General features: G+C 56.6%; 16 protein-coding genes. 4 read left to right on the forward strand and 12 right to left on the reverse strand.

What is annotated here, in order from left to right; genetic code table 11:
• Positions 1–10: 10 nt before the first annotated feature.
• The 6 genes from MMB74_RS17230 to MMB74_RS17255 all read right to left on the reverse strand — a co-directional run bounded on the left by MMB74_RS17230 (position 11) and on the right by MMB74_RS17255 (position 4070).
• Positions 11–1546 (reverse strand): IS66 family transposase, encoded by a 1536-nt coding sequence (locus MMB74_RS17230; RefSeq protein WP_277429871.1) that lies wholly within the window; start codon positions 1544–1546, stop codon positions 11–13.
• A gap of 62 nt (positions 1547–1608) precedes the next feature.
• Entirely contained in the window at positions 1609–1965 is a 357-nt protein-coding gene (tnpB, locus tag MMB74_RS17235; protein ID WP_277429872.1) for an IS66 family insertion sequence element accessory protein TnpB, read from the reverse strand.
• Positions 1941–2336, reverse strand: coding sequence for a transposase (locus tag MMB74_RS17240; RefSeq protein ID WP_277429873.1), 396 nt, complete (start codon positions 2334–2336; stop codon positions 1941–1943). Before MMB74_RS17240 ends, tnpB begins: the two co-directional genes overlap by 25 nt.
• 180 nt (positions 2337–2516) lie before the next feature.
• A complete protein-coding gene (locus MMB74_RS17245) occupies positions 2517–2939 on the reverse strand; it encodes a hypothetical protein (protein WP_277429874.1) in 423 nt (140 codons plus the stop codon).
• Positions 2917–3240, reverse strand: a complete 324-nt coding sequence (locus MMB74_RS17250) for a nucleotidyltransferase domain-containing protein (RefSeq protein ID WP_277429875.1) — start codon at positions 3238–3240, stop codon at positions 2917–2919. Before MMB74_RS17250 ends, MMB74_RS17245 begins: the two co-directional genes overlap by 23 nt.
• Before the next feature lie 443 nt (positions 3241–3683).
• The gene (locus MMB74_RS17255; RefSeq protein WP_277429876.1) at positions 3684–4070 is read right to left on the reverse strand and encodes a VOC family protein; all 387 of its coding nucleotides are present in this window, start codon (positions 4068–4070) and stop codon (positions 3684–3686) included.
• 304 nt (positions 4071–4374) lie between these two features.
• Here MMB74_RS17255 and MMB74_RS17260 point away from each other — a divergent pair, with 304 nt between their 5' ends.
• Entirely contained in the window at positions 4375–5586 is a 1212-nt protein-coding gene (locus MMB74_RS17260) for a hypothetical protein (RefSeq protein WP_277429877.1), read from the forward strand.
• A gap of 1043 nt (positions 5587–6629) precedes the next feature.
• Here the strand turns inward: MMB74_RS17260 and MMB74_RS17265 are convergent.
• From MMB74_RS17265 to MMB74_RS17280, 4 genes are all read right to left on the reverse strand, one after another.
• On the reverse strand, positions 6630–7007 hold the full coding sequence (locus tag MMB74_RS17265; protein ID WP_277429878.1) for a DUF4087 domain-containing protein: 378 nt from the start codon (positions 7005–7007) through the stop codon (positions 6630–6632).
• 207 nt (positions 7008–7214) lie between these two features.
• Positions 7215–7577: a transcriptional regulator gene (locus tag MMB74_RS17270; RefSeq protein WP_277429879.1), complete on the reverse strand. Its 363-nt coding sequence runs from the start codon at positions 7575–7577 to the stop codon at positions 7215–7217.
• A gap of 4 nt (positions 7578–7581) precedes the next feature.
• Complete coding sequence (locus tag MMB74_RS17275; protein WP_277430032.1) at positions 7582–7884, reverse strand: type II toxin-antitoxin system HigB family toxin; 303 nt, start codon at positions 7882–7884, stop codon at positions 7582–7584.
• Between the two features lie 472 nt (positions 7885–8356).
• Positions 8357–9106: an FRG domain-containing protein gene (locus MMB74_RS17280; protein WP_277429880.1), complete on the reverse strand. Its 750-nt coding sequence runs from the start codon at positions 9104–9106 to the stop codon at positions 8357–8359.
• Positions 9107–9844: 738 nt separating this feature from the next.
• On the opposite strand from MMB74_RS17280, the gene MMB74_RS17285 reads away from it, so the two are divergent.
• A complete protein-coding gene (locus tag MMB74_RS17285) occupies positions 9845–10456 on the forward strand; it encodes a hypothetical protein (protein ID WP_277429881.1) in 612 nt (203 codons plus the stop codon).
• Positions 10431–12380: a caspase family protein gene (locus MMB74_RS17290; RefSeq protein ID WP_277429882.1), complete on the forward strand. Its 1950-nt coding sequence runs from the start codon at positions 10431–10433 to the stop codon at positions 12378–12380. The genes MMB74_RS17285 and MMB74_RS17290 overlap by 26 nt, the downstream gene beginning before the upstream one ends.
• Before the next feature lie 257 nt (positions 12381–12637).
• Here the strand turns inward: MMB74_RS17290 and MMB74_RS17295 are convergent, their stop codons facing one another.
• Positions 12638–12967, reverse strand: coding sequence for a hypothetical protein (locus tag MMB74_RS17295; protein ID WP_277429883.1), 330 nt, complete (start codon positions 12965–12967; stop codon positions 12638–12640).
• Between the two features lie 440 nt (positions 12968–13407).
• The gene (locus MMB74_RS17300; RefSeq protein ID WP_277429884.1) at positions 13408–14178 is read right to left on the reverse strand and encodes a hypothetical protein; all 771 of its coding nucleotides are present in this window, start codon (positions 14176–14178) and stop codon (positions 13408–13410) included.
• Positions 14179–14898: 720 nt separating this feature from the next.
• On the opposite strand from MMB74_RS17300, the gene MMB74_RS17305 reads away from it, so the two are divergent.
• The gene (locus tag MMB74_RS17305; protein ID WP_277429885.1) at positions 14899–15303 is read left to right on the forward strand and encodes a hypothetical protein; all 405 of its coding nucleotides are present in this window, start codon (positions 14899–14901) and stop codon (positions 15301–15303) included.
• Position 15304 lies beyond the last annotated feature (1 nt).

The following is a 15304-nucleotide window of genomic DNA, read 5'->3' on the forward strand; positions in this document are numbered from 1 at the left end:
GTCCTCGCCGTTAATCAAACGACGGCAGGCGCCAGTGATGCGGTAGAAGCGCGGCGATGTCGTCGGCTCGGTGGGTCGGCAATCGATTGAGAACGTCTTTCAGATAGACGTAGGGATCGTGGCCGTTGAGCTGCGCGGATCGAATCAGGCTCATGATTGCCGCGGCGCGTTGTCCGGCGCGCAACGAGCCGGCAAATAACCAGTTCGACCGACTGATGGCCCAAGGGCGGATTTGGTTTTCCAGCCAATTGTTATCAATAGGCACGTGCCCATCGTCCAGATAACGCGTAAACGCTGCCCAACGCCGGAGGCTGTAGTCGAGGGCCTTGGCGATCGCCGATCCCTCGGAGACGAGTTTGCGTTGGGCGAGCATCCACTCATGTAACGCATCGGCGATCGGCCGAGCACGCGCCTCACGCATTTCTCGTCTACGATCCGGCGTGAGTTCAGCAACATCGCGCTCGACAGCGTAAAGCTCGCCATAGTATTTCAGCGCCTGTTCGGCGATTTGACTCTTGTTGCTGGCATGCAGCTCGAAGAACTTGCGTCTTGCATGGGCAACGCATGCGATTTCGGTGATCCCCAGCTCGAATCCGGCTTTGTAGCCTTTATGGTCATCACAGACCAGCTTGCCACGCCAATCACCGAGGAACGTACGAGCATGTTCACCCGCACGACTATCGGCGAACTCGTAGACGACGGCGCGCACGTCGGCGAACTGCGTCGTGGCGTATGCCCATACGTACGCGCGCTGCGTCTTTCCTTTACCGGGAACGAGCATTTGCACTGGCGTCTCGTCGGCGTGCAGCACATTGTGCTGGAGAAGCACTTCGCGAAGCGCGTCGACCAGCGGCTGTAATCGCACGCCGCATACGCCAACCCACTCGCCCAGCGTCGATTGGGGGATGGCAAGACCGGCGCGTTCAAAGATGCGTTCTTGACGGTACAACGGCAAGTGATCGCCGTACTTGGCGACCAACACTTGGGCGAGCAACCCGACGGTGGGAATGCCCTTGTCGATCACGTGCGGTGGCACGGGTGCCTGAATCAGCGTCTCGCATGCCTTGCAGGCCCATTTGCCGCGGATGTGGCGCTCGACCGTGAACACGCCCGGCGTATAATCCAGCTTCTCGCTGATGTCCTCGCCGACACGCACGCGCTGGCAACCGCAGGCGCACGTGATGTCGTCGGGTTCATGGTGGATGTCGGTGCGCGGCAAGTGCGCCGGCAACGGTGCACGCTTGGGCTGCTGGCGCTGCTTATCTGCGGGCGTATTCGACTGCAACTGCTCGAGCTCGATTTCGAGTGCGGCCAAGTCGGCGTCGATGGCCTCGTTGAGCAAGCTCATCTGCTCGACGTTCAGTTGCTCGCTGCGCTTGCCGAAATGCAGGCGCCTGAGCGTAGCAATCTCGTGCGTGAGCTGCTCGATACGCGTCTGACGGTAGCGCAGTTCCCGCTCGTTCTCGCCAACCTGAGCCATCAACTGCGCAGCCAGCGTGCGCAGTTCGTCGGGGCTCATAGCGTCGAGATTGGCGGGTAGGTTCATGCGGGCAGTCTGCCAGAACCCACCCCGCCGCGGAAGCAAGCCAGTTTACGGCTTTAGGGTCATTACACGACCGTGATCGCGTGATCGTGGGCGAGCGTGCGCCAGGGCAGCCCCATCACCAGCGCCTGCAATTGCTCGGGGTTAAGCGCGGTGGCGATCATCAGATCCCCATTCGTCCAGATGAACCGCCCCTTGTTCAGACGCCGAGAGGCCAGCCAGATACCCAAGCCGTCATAGACAAGCACCTTCATCCGCGTCGAGTTCTTGTTGGCGAACAAGTACGCGTGATGCGGACGCGCCGCGCCGAAGACCTTGACGACACGCGCGAGGATCGTCTCCGTGCCGGCGCGCATATCGAGCGGTTCGGTCGCCAGCCAAATCGCCTCGATGCGAATCACCGCAGCCAACCTTGCAGCCACGCGCCGCAATCGCTGGCGGCCGACAGCGGCCAACGCACCGTGATCGTCGTCGCCCCACGGCGCACTTCCACCTCGATTGCACCAGATACCGGTGCTGTGCTCGGCGACGCGGCGAGCTGTAGCGGAACGAATTCGGCAGACGACACATCGGTTGAACGACTGGGTTGCTTGCCGCCTTGGTGCTTCGTTTGCCGGGTGATCCACGTGCGGACCAAATTGGCATTGAGACGGTAGTGCAGCGCCACCGCCGCAATTGACACGTGCGGCTGCATCGCCGCACGCATCACTTCCGCCTTGAATTCTTTGCTATGCCGGCGGCGGCGCACCGGCTGCACTGCGACTTCGCGATTCGCTGCCAGTTCTTCCATCATGTACACCTGTCCATTAAAAGTTGTTAATGGACACGATGCTCGCGTCAGAACACTTGGGCTTCAAGGCGACTTCGCCGGGCGCTTACTCCGCGCCGTACAGACAATTTGTTCTACTGGTGTCACGCAATTACGAACGCATCGCCCGCACGGCGGCCGAACGACTATTCCCGCGAAGCGGCGTCAGGTGGTGGGCAATATGCGTTCGAGTCCGGATACCGTCTCTATGAGTTCAGCAGTGAGCTGAACCAACTCCGCAGTCAGACTCGCAGGAAGGTCGACGTTGCCTTCATATTCGGCCGCGTTGCGCCTGCGACGACAGTTATCGAGTACGCGCCATTTTTCGGTCGGCCAGCCGATCGTGTGTTCGAGACACTGAAATACAAGGGATCGATCGTCGCTTCGGTAGGCGTGAGCGCGTAAGGCGGCGTGGGCGGCATCGTAAGCGAGAACGAACTGACTCTCCGTTGCCATTGTGCCGCTGCTTGTGACCGTGCCGAGCAGGGTCCGAGCGAAGCCAAGCAGGTGCTCAAATTCGCTGCGGTTTGCCGGGAAGGGCTTTAGTTTTCCAATGCGTACCAGGTTATCCAATATGTTCGATGTCATCCTCTTTACCTATCACCATCAGCTTCGGCTGACGCAGCACTTCCGCAAGGAAGGGATGATTCTTGCGCTTTCTCTCAAGAAATTCATCGAGAGTGTACTGGGTAATCTGTACCGCGCGGCCGAACTGCTTTTCGGCCGGCTCAAGCGCAGCCATGATTTGCCCATAGCTGAGGTTTTCACTGACCAGCATGACGTCAACATCGCTGCTGGCGCGGTCACTGCCTTGAGCTATCGACCCGTATACGAAGGCGAGTTTGATCTCTGAAGCAAGCGGCGACAGCGCTTCGCGGAGAACCTCCACGACTCCGAATGTCTTAAGGATAATGAGCCGTAGTTCATCAAAAATGGGACTGCCTACATAGGCGCGCACCTGTTTGAACCGCCCCGGGAATCGTGGAGGCTGGTTGGTTTAAGTGAATGCAGGTTCGGCGGCGGCCCAGCCCTTCGCCTTCAGCTTTAGATTCGGCGGCAATTGTGGCATAAGTGGATCAGATGCCGGCGGAACGCACGGGCGTCCCTATGGCTTTCCGCGACGGTCTCTTCGGGGTCGGGCTGTGTCAGCCCACTCTTCAAATTCACCGCCGGAAAGCGGCCAGTGGATTCAGCGGCCCGTAAGCGGCCAGTCGGCAGTGCGTACTCCCGACCCTGAAGAGACGCTCAAAACTTTCAACAACGGTCGTTCAGATCAGTCGCGCGGCGTCGCTCCAACGGGTTGAAGGTCTCGGCAGTGACCGTGCGCGAGCGTCAGGCATCGCTTGATGCTGGCCCGTCATCGATCGACTGGCCGAACTTGACCAGGTTACCATCGGGGTCAATCACGTAAAGTTCCGCCATGCCCCATTCCCTTTCTGTAACGTGCTCCAATGCAGGCAATCTTGACTTCAGTTCCGCATGCAGTGCGTATACATCATCGACGCGCACGTAGCATGAGGTGTTCTCTGCAATGTGCTTTTCGTTGCACAACCAGAAATGAATTTCGACGTCGCCTCTTGCGGCCATCCCATACGAGAAATTCTCGATGTGATGCGTTTTGAAACCTAGAACTTCATTGAAGAATTGCAACGTTCGTGCGATGTCGAGCGATGCGAGAACGGGGATAGCTTTGCCAAACGCTGGTTTGTTTTTCGACATGATCTCGCTTCGCCGCTTGGGTTGGATGGGCGCCAATTGTCGGCGATCGAGGCCAGTCTGTCGAATGTCCCCAAATGGCCGAACCCGGAAGTTCGGCTCTGCGCCAGCCAGTCACCGGCTCGGCGTTGCCGCGAAATTCCCTTGTCGACCCTGAGCTGCCCTTCAGCCGCAAGGCCGTAATCGGATAATGTACTACGGGTCATGTGCGCAGGCTATAGTGTTCGGAATGAGTGCGCTCGAAGGATCGATCCCATGCAGTGCGTGGAGGGACGGCATTGAGCGATGACAGCACGAAGAAGGCCACATGCACATACTCGCCTCACACTATCAATCTGAGTTCCTGGCTACGCCGCAACTCATACGACTTGACCATGCCAAGGGAAAAGATGGCTTTGAGCCAACGCTGCTGGTGAAGGGCAGCACGCTCTTGCTGAAATTCATGGTGTTGGGTGCGCGGCTACGGTTTCATCTGGCGCGCGTAAACGGTCGTCTCCTGTATGCATTAACGACGTACGACGATCCATCTAAACCTGCGACGCTATGGTCAGTCGTGGAGAACGAGGCAGAAATCAGAGCGCTTCGGGGGCTGGCATCAGGCGAACCGTCCCCCATATTCCTGTTTAACGAGCTTGCCCTGAATGTTGCATGGTCCACCGTAAAGGCTAGCTTCACTTCGGAGGTGAACGGCTGGATCAGCAACGCGACACTGGGAAAAGGAGATTACACGGCCATTGCTAAAGAGGCGGGCGACCTGCTGGATCGGGCGTTCATCGGCAGTACACCCCCCAGCGAGTTGCTGTCTACAGAAATTGTCCGTATCGACGAGTGGCATGCAGTTTTCAATCACTTCATTACGAGCCACGGCAGTGACAGCCCGGTCGACTTGTTCAGCCGAGACGAGGGCGGACAGCAGGAACAGCTTGCAGTCTGGTTAACCGACAGCCTCCATCCGCGTGGGGTACACCACAGTCCCCAGATACCAAAGGGGAACGGAACACGCGAACTCACGGATATTCTCCTCAGCCACGAGCACGGTGCACTGTTGATCGAGTCGAAGGCTCTCACTGTCTTCAACCGCGACAAGTTGCCTGATCGAACGAAGTTAGCAAACGATGTATCGCAGCACGTCGAAAAAGCAGTTCGCCAGCTGCGCGGAAGCATTCGGCGGCTCAAAGATGGTGCGCCGGTTACCACTCGTGGTGGATCCGCTATAGACGTTGAGCGGTCAAAGCCGGCACACGCCGTCGTTCTCATTCCTGAGTTCGACTTGATAGAAAATCAAGAGAACTACGGTCCGGCGTTTATTGCGGACTTCATGAAGGCGACGGGTGGTTTTATCCATCTGCTGGATCTCGCCGAGTTGCTGCGTGTTGTCCAAGCCGCCGAAATGATCTCCAGAGGCAGCGAGAAGGTCACGCCGCTGATGGCATTGGACTATTACTTGGTGAAGCGAGCCGAGCGAACGCGCGATGCAGGAACATTGTGCATCCAAGTTCTACTCCAAATGCAGGAATGAGCGCGCGCGTGAGCCATGCGCTCTAACTTCTCGGTCGACACGGACGCCTTGCAGCATCCGCGCCTTAGGTCGCTCCTGCGAGTCGCCGGCATCTCTCCGTTGAGCGTCTGCTTTCTCCAGTTGCCACCGACTGCTCTTGGCCGATCCCGGAAATGCGGAGCCCGCGGACCATCGCGCGTCGCCGAGTTGGCGCGAATTTCCGGGGCCGACCCGGAGCATCCCGTCATGCTTCTCAAAAGCGGTCAATCGAATCGGTATCGGCGGGCGCGGGCAGTGTCGATCTGCTGCGAAATCGTTCACTATGTGACGTGCTCAAAGGGTGCGGGATTTGCCGATCGGGGCGTCCCAGCTTGAATCTCAGCGAGCGCGTCGCTCAACGCGTATATCTCCGCAGTCCCTCCCTCTAATCGCCCACTTCGGGGGATCTTTGTTGCATGCCGGCTCATCCAGCGCAGCAGAGACGCCCAAAGCCTCCTTGTTGATTCTGCATCGGAGCCTCTCGGGTGCCGCGCTCCACTCCATTCGATTGAGGAGATAGCGATGGCGCCTGGCTGCGCCTGCGAGCGTTCATGCACATTTACCCAGACTATCCCTGGATGCCCCGGACCGAAGAACGGCTGTTTCGGGTCAGCACCTTGGCGCTGCTCTGTCCACCCCGCCCAAGGATCGTCGATCACGCCGAGACAGTCACCGTACGTGGCGGGTATTAGCGGCAGCGGTCCGCTTGGCACGTGCCAAAGACAATTTCGTCCGGCTTGCAATTGCACTGGGCGGCATGCGCGCCATTTCCCCGCGGTCACCGGTTGAATCATCGCGACATCGCTCGATTGATTCAGAAAGGTCTCAAGGCGTGACATATCTTCGAAGCACGCATAGAAGGGAAGCCAAGGCATCAAACGCTCCGACTAGACAGGTGATCGCTACTGCATCGCGCTCGCGAAACGCCATGATTGTCGACGATCGAGGCACCGGTGTCGAACGGCCGCTTGTGGCCGGTACGAGACCGCCGTCATACATGCCGGATGCCGGACTTCATCGCGTGTTCATGGCAGCGGCAACGAGCGATCAGTCTTGCAACGCTTCAGCGGAAGCACCTTCGCCGAATAAATCCGTACGACTTCACCGGCGCCATTGTCGACATCCATGTCGATGCAGGCGCATCCGTAACCATGTCCGCCCGCATTGGTGACGACCCAATCACGCGAGGTCATGTCAGGGAGATCGTCGAATCCTGGAACCGGCCTCTCTCCCATAACGGAAAGTGTCCAACTTCCATCCTTGTCGACGAGCCACCAGTTGGCGGGGGTGGGGTTTTGCAACCAACCGCAGCGATTTTCCCGAGTGCTCGCAACCGCATGAGGACAGAGTAATGCTGCCGAGATGCAAACGGAGAACGTGCGTACTACCTGACCGAGAGTCATGAAAGAGGAAGATCAGAGATAGTTTGTTGACGATCTACAACTTGGGATCGAGTGACGGCTCATGGTCGGAAGGCGAAGATGGCGCCGAGCCTACCCATCTCTGTCGTTGCACGTCTCGTCATGCAATCGGCGGCGGCGGAGATGCCGTGCTCATTAGTTTATTTGCGAAGGTCTGTGGCGCTTCGACGACTGTTGCCGACGTTGCAGTTACGCGGGTCCGATCAGCACGTCGGCAGGAATATGCAGCGCATCGTGCAGCTTGCGGATCATAGAGAGGCTCAACGCGCGCCGGCCGGCGAGCACCTCATACACGCGGTTGCTGTTCCCGATGTACGGTTGCATGTCGGAGACCGACAGGCCCGCCTGTTCCATCCGAAATTTGATCGCCTCGATCGGGTTCGGCACCGCCATCGGGAAGTGCTCGGCCTCGTACTTCTCAACGAGGATCGCTAGAATCTCCAACTCGTCGCCTTCTCGCGTGCCTGAAGCAGGATCCACGTCGACGAGCGCGGACACCGCCTTCAGGGCGGCCTCGTAATCGGCCTCGGTTCGAATCGGGTGAATGTCCATCTCGTTACTCCATTTCTACGGTTGCCGCATCGACCTTATCGTATTGCGCGTGCGTGCCGATAAACTTCACGTACACCACGCCGATCTGGTAGGCCACGGCGACGATCAACCGGAAGTCGTTGCCCTTGATGTTAAAAACCACGCGGTTCCGACCGACGAAGCTGGCGCTCGCGTACTGGTCCTTGATGTTCTGCGGGGTCTTCCAGTTGGCCTTCGACGCTTCCGCATACCACGCCAACAACGCCTGTTCGGCTTGCGCGTGACGCCCGATGAAGTCGAGCAAGGTTCTTTTGGCAACGATTCGCATTCGTTGCATTTTAGTCCCATTTTGGGACTAACGCAACACAGAGTAGCCTCGGCTATGTAGCCGAACGTCGCTTCCTGGTCGATCCCGGAAATCGGAGCCCGCGGACCATCGTGTGTCGCCGAGATGGCACGAATTTCCGGGGCCGACCCGAAGCCGACGGTCGAGCCACTACAGCTTCAACGGCAGCTATCCGAGTTGTCCGGTCATCCACGCTGGCTCTTCACGAGCAGCATAATCGGCCTTTGCCGTCATTGGAATGGGCCGGGTTCCACGTGAGCAATGTGGCAGGTTGCTGACGGTGACAGCGTCAAGCAGGCGGACGGCAGCATTCTGCGTCCGTGAACTCACATTTCGCCCCGAAGCTGCCGCCAGCCCCCCGAATTGCCGAGCGGCAGCTTTCTGCGTGTTGCCGCCATCTCACCACCGGCGATGGGATCGCGATGCGATTTGTCTTCGACTGAGTAACGAGTCGTCAAAAGCTGTTAATACGTTCCTGCAGATCCTTGGTGATCCCTTCGAGCCCAGGATAGATAAAGCTATGCGTCACCCCAAAGAGAGCAAGCTCACGCTTTATATCCATCCTCGCCGAGAACGGGATATGAAATTTCCTTATTCTGCCCCACCACAGCGGTGCATGTGGCTTTTGCTGAATCGAGAAGAGGCCGCATTGCGAAGTTATTCGAGGACTAACGTGACTTGGAAAGAACACGCCATCACTAGTAAACGGGTCGCAATTTTTTGTGTCGAGAGGTTGATGTTTGACGCGCATGACATAAAATGCCGCGTCTCCGTTGTAATCTGGCGAATTTACCCTCTCACTCCGCAACCAAGAATCATCCACAAATTCGGATACCGCAAAATACAACGCAACAAGCGGATTCGTTGTCCAATCTAGTAGGCGAGTGGGCAAGCCATGATGCTGCGCGAGTGCCAGCCAGTCCCAATCATCGCTCGGCGGCGAAATAAGATGCGGGCGAGCAGCGGCCTTGAATCGTTGAAAAGCTTCGCGCTCGTCGATTATAGTGACTGGGTACCGGAGATCAAGGATTAGTTTCCCGGGCTCAGCCTCCTTCGGCTCACTTGTTACACGACCAATTTTTGGAATCAACGAATAGTCGTTGCGCCGCTCGCCACGAAAGTAGTGGCCGTCGTCCAGAGATATATCTTTCAGGATAGCGCGTACATCTTCAAACGAACAAAGCTCGTGTTTCGTATCTATCATTCAATTCCCCTTGATTAGATTTTCTCTTACGTGACGAACCGTTTAGACGGTTTATGCCAGCCCGACATTTTGCCTTGTATTTGGTCACAAGTCCCCAGGGACGAATCTCTTTCCGATACCTCATCAGGTGGTCGACGCTCAGTTCCGCATGATTATGCGGAACTAGCCCGCGGCCTCGACGAAAGAGCGCGTCTAATCTACATTGGTTAGGCGGCGCACCCGACTAGGTTCAAAACGATACGGTCTGTGGCGTGGCCGTCTATTCGAACGCCTCGCAGGCCGGCAGTCCGGGGAGCAAAAATCTCCGGCGGCCGACGGCCTTCGCGGCAAAGCAGACGTCCGAATGACACGATCTGAGCAACGATGGATGTCGCCTACTGGCCGCTCTGCGTCCGACGACCGAGCGCGGCGATCGCCGCAGCGGCGCGCCTCATGCAAAAGGCATAACGCGACCCACAACAGCCATTGGTGCCAGCACCATGTCAATGGCGGCTTTCACGATGTTGGGGACATGGCGAAGGGCTGCGATGACCAGCGCCTTCTCGCCCGGTGCGATCATCCGCAAGTTGCGGCGCGTCCCATTCTGAACGTCTGCTTCTTTGTGAACCGATTTTTTCGGTGATGTATGAGTGCAACAGGTGCCGGACGGGAGCCCCTTCCCTTCGGGGCCACCCGGTTCGCCGGCCGCTATTGATAGGCATGATATTGTGTGCGGAATGTTCGCTAGGGGAGGCTACGATGCAGGATGCAGTGCCATTTCCGTTTGCCGTTGAGGACTCGGCTTTCATGTCCAGTTTTGGTCAGCGCGTAGCGCAAAAGGTTTCAGACCTACGTAGCGAATACATGTCCAATGAGAACACTCAAAGGTTTATGCACGGCACCGACTGGCAGCCTCATAACAGCAGTGCTCCTGATGAGGTATCAAAGCTTCAGAAACACAGCTTCTACGTCACGTTGTCAAAACAGCAGGTCATCGACGCGGACCTGAGCGCTCTCTTCAAAAAAATTGAGGACTTGGCGGCGGAAATCGATGCGTCGACCCGCCAAATGCTATATCAAACTGTGTCCGCGGCTGCGGAAGGTGTCGGGAATGTAGTGAGTGGAGGAGGAAAGTTGCCGGGTGAAGCTTTCTACGAGATGATCGAACGCTTGGAGTTTGGTGTCGACAAAAATGGAGAGCCTACGTTGCCGCAGATACATGCCGGGGCTGAGACGCTTCGGGCGCTCAGGGACGATCCGTTACATAGCGATACAGAGTTTAAGAAACGGCTGGAGTCGCTGATAGAAACCAAGAAAGACCATGCTCGTGCTAGGGAGGCGAACCGTGTCGCTCGATTTAAACGCGGCTGAGGTTCGTGGCCGTCGCGTGCTGCTTTGCATCGGCTGCGACAAGTATGAAAATCTTGGGCAACTAACTGGCGCCGAAAACGACGCTCAGGATGCGTATGGGATATTTACCAATCCGTCGTTCGGAGATTATCCCCAGGAAGACGCGCGCCTGCTGCTGTCTCCCGATGTGGCGACTGTAAATCGAACTCTAATTGACTTGTTCCGGTCGCGGACTGCGGTGGATACCTTTACTTTGTTTTTCGCTGGTCACGGTGGCGTGATACGAGGGACTTACTACCTTGCGCTGCGCGAAGCGGACCTCGCGATGATGTCGACCTCCGCGCTCTCGCTTTCCGCAGTTTTTCAGGCCATCAACGACGTCGCGCCGGCGCAATGCAACATTATCCTGGACGCATGTCAGGCTGGTGGCCTTGTGTCGGATCTGGGCGCACTGTTGAAGCCGGAATTGATCGGCGACGCGAACACGTCGGGGGTTTCGATTTTCGCGTCCTCGGCTGCCAACCAGACCGCCGATGAAACAGACGGCAGCGGCGTGGGAACAAGAGCGCTCCTTGATGTGATCGCAGGAGAAAAAGTTGTAAACACGCGCAGCCCTTTTCTCGACTTGATCGACGCCGGACGTGTGGCTTCTTTTGAGGTGGCTTCTGCGGGCGGCCAGATCCCGGTCGTGTGGGGTGCCAACTTGTACGGTCAATCCCGTTTTTCGCGGAATCCGCACTACGACGGAAATCAAGCTTCGGCGATTCACGATATGACCCGAATCGTCCCAATATCGACAGCAGGCCGAACGATATCCGGAGCTGCACAGCAGATTTGGCGCCTCTATCACGCCGAGCCTGAAACGATTACTCCCAAAGCGTTGCAAGCGATGCTGCAGCCCGTTGTCGACAAGTTGCATGCTGATCCGCAATCAGCAACCCAGTTCGTACAGGGTGTATGCACCGCCATAATCCCAAAATTGCGAGGCACAAGTAATTCTTTTGCGGTCGTCGAAACCATTGGCACCTGCATTTCGACGCTCCTCGCTTTTGCTGGTGACGAAGGGGCGGTGGATGTTGCCATTTGTGAGCTTGTTTCTGAACTGACACTTGAACTTACGATCGCGTTGCAGGACGTTCTTGCGCATCTGGAAGCGAAGTCTGATTACCTTTTAATCAATTCAATTTCGGATCTGTTCTACCTACCGTTGCGGTTGACTCGTCTGCTCGGTTGGGCAGGGGCCCTGCTGTACTTTTATGAGCAGTTACTCGAACCCCATGAAAGCGCCTCCACGTTAGTCAGTCGCTTAGCCACTCTGTTGCTTGAGAATTATCCGCTGTCCATGACAGGGATGAGCGACAGTGAAACTCCCTACATATTGGTGTTCGCGAATGCAGCACTTTCGCACGATATGACAGAGCAGGCCGAGATGTTGATAGGAATGCTGTTCAACAGTATCCTTTCCGCCAGGGGCGCGCTCGCATCTCCGTCGATAAACCCCGAAGATGTGCTGTCGTATCTACATGCCCGCATTACGGGGAACTTCGGTGACTGCCAAGGGGCGATCGCGCGACCCTGCGAAAGCCTCTCTTTGGTCTTGTTACTCGCTGCTCGCTACGGGCTGGCCGAGGAATGCGATGGGCATCTTCAAACCTTGGATCACTTGACGCACTGCATTTTCCTACCCGATTCTCATCTAGAATTCGCAAAACCTGTAATACGCAACGGTCGCAATCACGTTTTCCAGATTGGGCACAAGGTATGGCAAGCGGCAGACCTTGTCCAGCGATGGCGAGAAGCGTGTGTGCCGCAATTGGAAGCTGACGTTTCCATTCGACATGCAAGCGTACGTATGGCTGCTACCTGCGCCGCACTGGTGTTTCCGGATCGCAGCCCATGGTTTATTGCGAAGGATTATTTCTCGGCTTTGAATGCTCCTGGCTGAATGATGTTCTAACGAGGCGAAAAACCACGTACGCCTTTTTCAGGCGCTAGTCTTTCTCACAACCGGTCATTCGTGGTGCTGCGAAACCAGTGTGGTGATTACCTTTCTGCCCGACTGATTCAAACAACGGTATGAGCGGGCGAGCGGCTATTCTCGATGCGAAGCCGACACACGAATGTCGATTTGCGTCGATGGACGAAAGGCACTTATTGGCCGCGTTTCGCCTCACGGCCGAGCACGACGCTCGGCTCCGGATGTCAAAGGTACTTGAACTTCTCGACCTGAACTTTCCCACTGAGTCGGCCGGCCTTGAACTGGACCGGTTCCGTCGTGTTCGCAGCTGTTCGCTCCAAAATCCACGGCACCGGTCTGTAGGTCGTGAGCCTACCGCCGATCTGAAGATCAAGGGTCTCATATTCTTTTACGCGAACAGGTGTGCGCCCGATCCATTCCCAATGCTCGGGCACAATCCGCTTTGCTAGAACGCTAGCTGTACCCGTCTGGGTCTTCACACCGGCAAAGTTCGCGAAATCGAACATTGCTTTGGCCGCACACACAAGGATGATTGCATAGAGGAAAAAGAACATGCACGCGGCTGCCGGCAGTCCACGATCTAGCAACGTGAATGGAAGTCGCGCGATATTTAGCAGAACCACCACTGAACTCCCGCTTTGAGTGAGACCGATGCGTCGCGCCGAGCAAACCTCCGACGAGATGCGCGATTGTCGACGATTCGCGCCGGTATGTCGAACGACTGATTGTGGCCGGCTACCGCTTGGCGAGCTTCGCATGAACCAAGGGTGCATCGAAGTAGGGCGGCCGGCTGAGTGCGACCCACAACTGCCTTTCGACCCAATGCGAGAGCTATGTCCGGTAGCAAGGTGGAACGGCCATCCGCGCGGTGTCTCGGCTGGCAAGTTGTCGGCCATAGCTGACGGTCGGTGATCCGCGGCTCCGCGGCGGCTGTGCGCTCCATTCGCCAGCAGACACAGGTGGGCCGGATGATGGAGCGACGGCGGCGGAAACCCTAATCGAGGGCAAAGAAGTAAGGAAGGTGGAAATTATGAATGTTCGGCATGTTGAAAGATTCGTTGTCCTGCTCGCGCACTCGGCTTTCTTCGGGGAGATTTTCGTCCCGTTTACTATCTATGAGTGCGCGCAACGATACAGTAACTAGATCGACCAGAGAATTCTGAACCTGTTCAATATCCGATATAAGGTTTTCCAGTCCTGTCTGCCAGTTAGCAGGATCTGCTCTATAGTAAAATGATGTCGCCGTCATAACACTGGATGTCAGGAATAACGTACTCATGGCAAGATCACCACGAATCATTTCGAACCCAATCTCGTTGGTTCTTATTTCCTCCACCCCTCTCCGAAGCTGCTCAAAGGTGCCGAAATGCATGGCATCCATATTTCTAGCGTCGGACAGCCACTTGCAGCCGGACGCATCTGCGTTGAATTTCTTTAGCAAGGATCTGCCACGGTCCTCGCCAATTAAGGAAAAGCAGCGCTTGAATAAAAATTCCTTGACATCGCGATTACCATTTATCGTCTTCTGTGTCTCATGGAGTTTCCCAGCATGAAGGCGCGCGAAAAGTATGGTCTGAAACATGTTCGCATCCTTTATCGCTTGAGGCTGATCCATGGTGCCCTTGCTGACAAACGCGAATTTCGCCAACGCCATCGTTTCGTTGTATATATGCCCGAGCATATTTAGGGCATATATTTCTCGATCTGAAAAATCCGCCAATGCGGAATATGGTATTTCCAAATGCCTCGTATTATGATTATTCATTATGTTTGCAACCGAGCAAGAATGGAATATGTAAACGACAGCACTTAGGCGCACCGCAGTACGCCACTGCCTGCAAGTCCAGACAGCATACAGGCCTTCGAGAACGATAGGGCAAGCAGCCTCGGGCCAACAGAATCGCCGCGCAAAAGAAAAAAGCGACCTCAGGAGTCGCATTAATGGCACTGCCAAGAGAAGGGCCGTTGCATTACCTGAGAGGCTTATGATGCTAAGGCAATGCACCGCAGCAGGTGCTGTCCTGGGACAACGACCCGTGTCGTACCACCGCACACCTCCGCCCTCGTCCTTCTCTTCGAGTGCACGCTTGGCCTCGGTGCGCGCGAGCCCACGGCCAAGCTCCGCCCAGAGTTGCAGGCTCCCATGAATCTCCATGACCTGCAAGGCTGCGCCGCCTCGATGGCAGCGCTGCGCGTGGTGTCCGATGGTGCCGTGAGGGGCAGGCGCGCGAGCAGTCTGCCCGTTCCTGCAATGTCATCGGATACATGATCATTCTCCTGGGACGTCGGGCGTCCCGGTCCTTGCCATGACCGTGCCTGTGGACGGCGTAACGCCAGGGGTGGGGGTTACGTGTGCCTGCACATGGCGCACGTGACGCCCGGGGAAGAAATCTTGCAGAGATCGAGGGTGCGGAAGCGGCGGGTGGTTTGACAAAGAAACCGCATCCTCATAGAATTCATAAAACTTTATGAATGGGGTGTGCGCATGAGCGAAACCGGCGATTACGTCGATCCCGAAGACTACGAAGACGGTGAGCACGACGACGAACAAGAAAATCTCCCGGCGCCGTCTCAACCCAAACTTCCGCAACTCTTTCGTGATCTGGGCCTTGGCAGCGTAAGCACTAAGGATACGTTTACGATGAAATATTCGGAAGGAACCCTCAAGGTTTCCGTCAAACGCCGCGATGGCGTAACGCAAACGGTTCAGCGCAATGTGTCGTCCGGCTTCCGGTCAATGACTGAGTTCGACCCTTCCGAAATGCACGACAAGGCGAACCGCAACGACGAAATCCGCAGGCGATATAGAAAGGGCGCGACACAGCAGGATCTGGCCGAAATCTTTGGCTTGTCGCAGGCAATGATCAGCAGAATCATCGCGGAAGGATGAG

The organism is Trinickia sp. Y13, assembly GCF_029522115.1.
In the GTDB taxonomy this organism is placed as follows: Bacteria; Pseudomonadota; Gammaproteobacteria; order Burkholderiales; family Burkholderiaceae; genus Trinickia.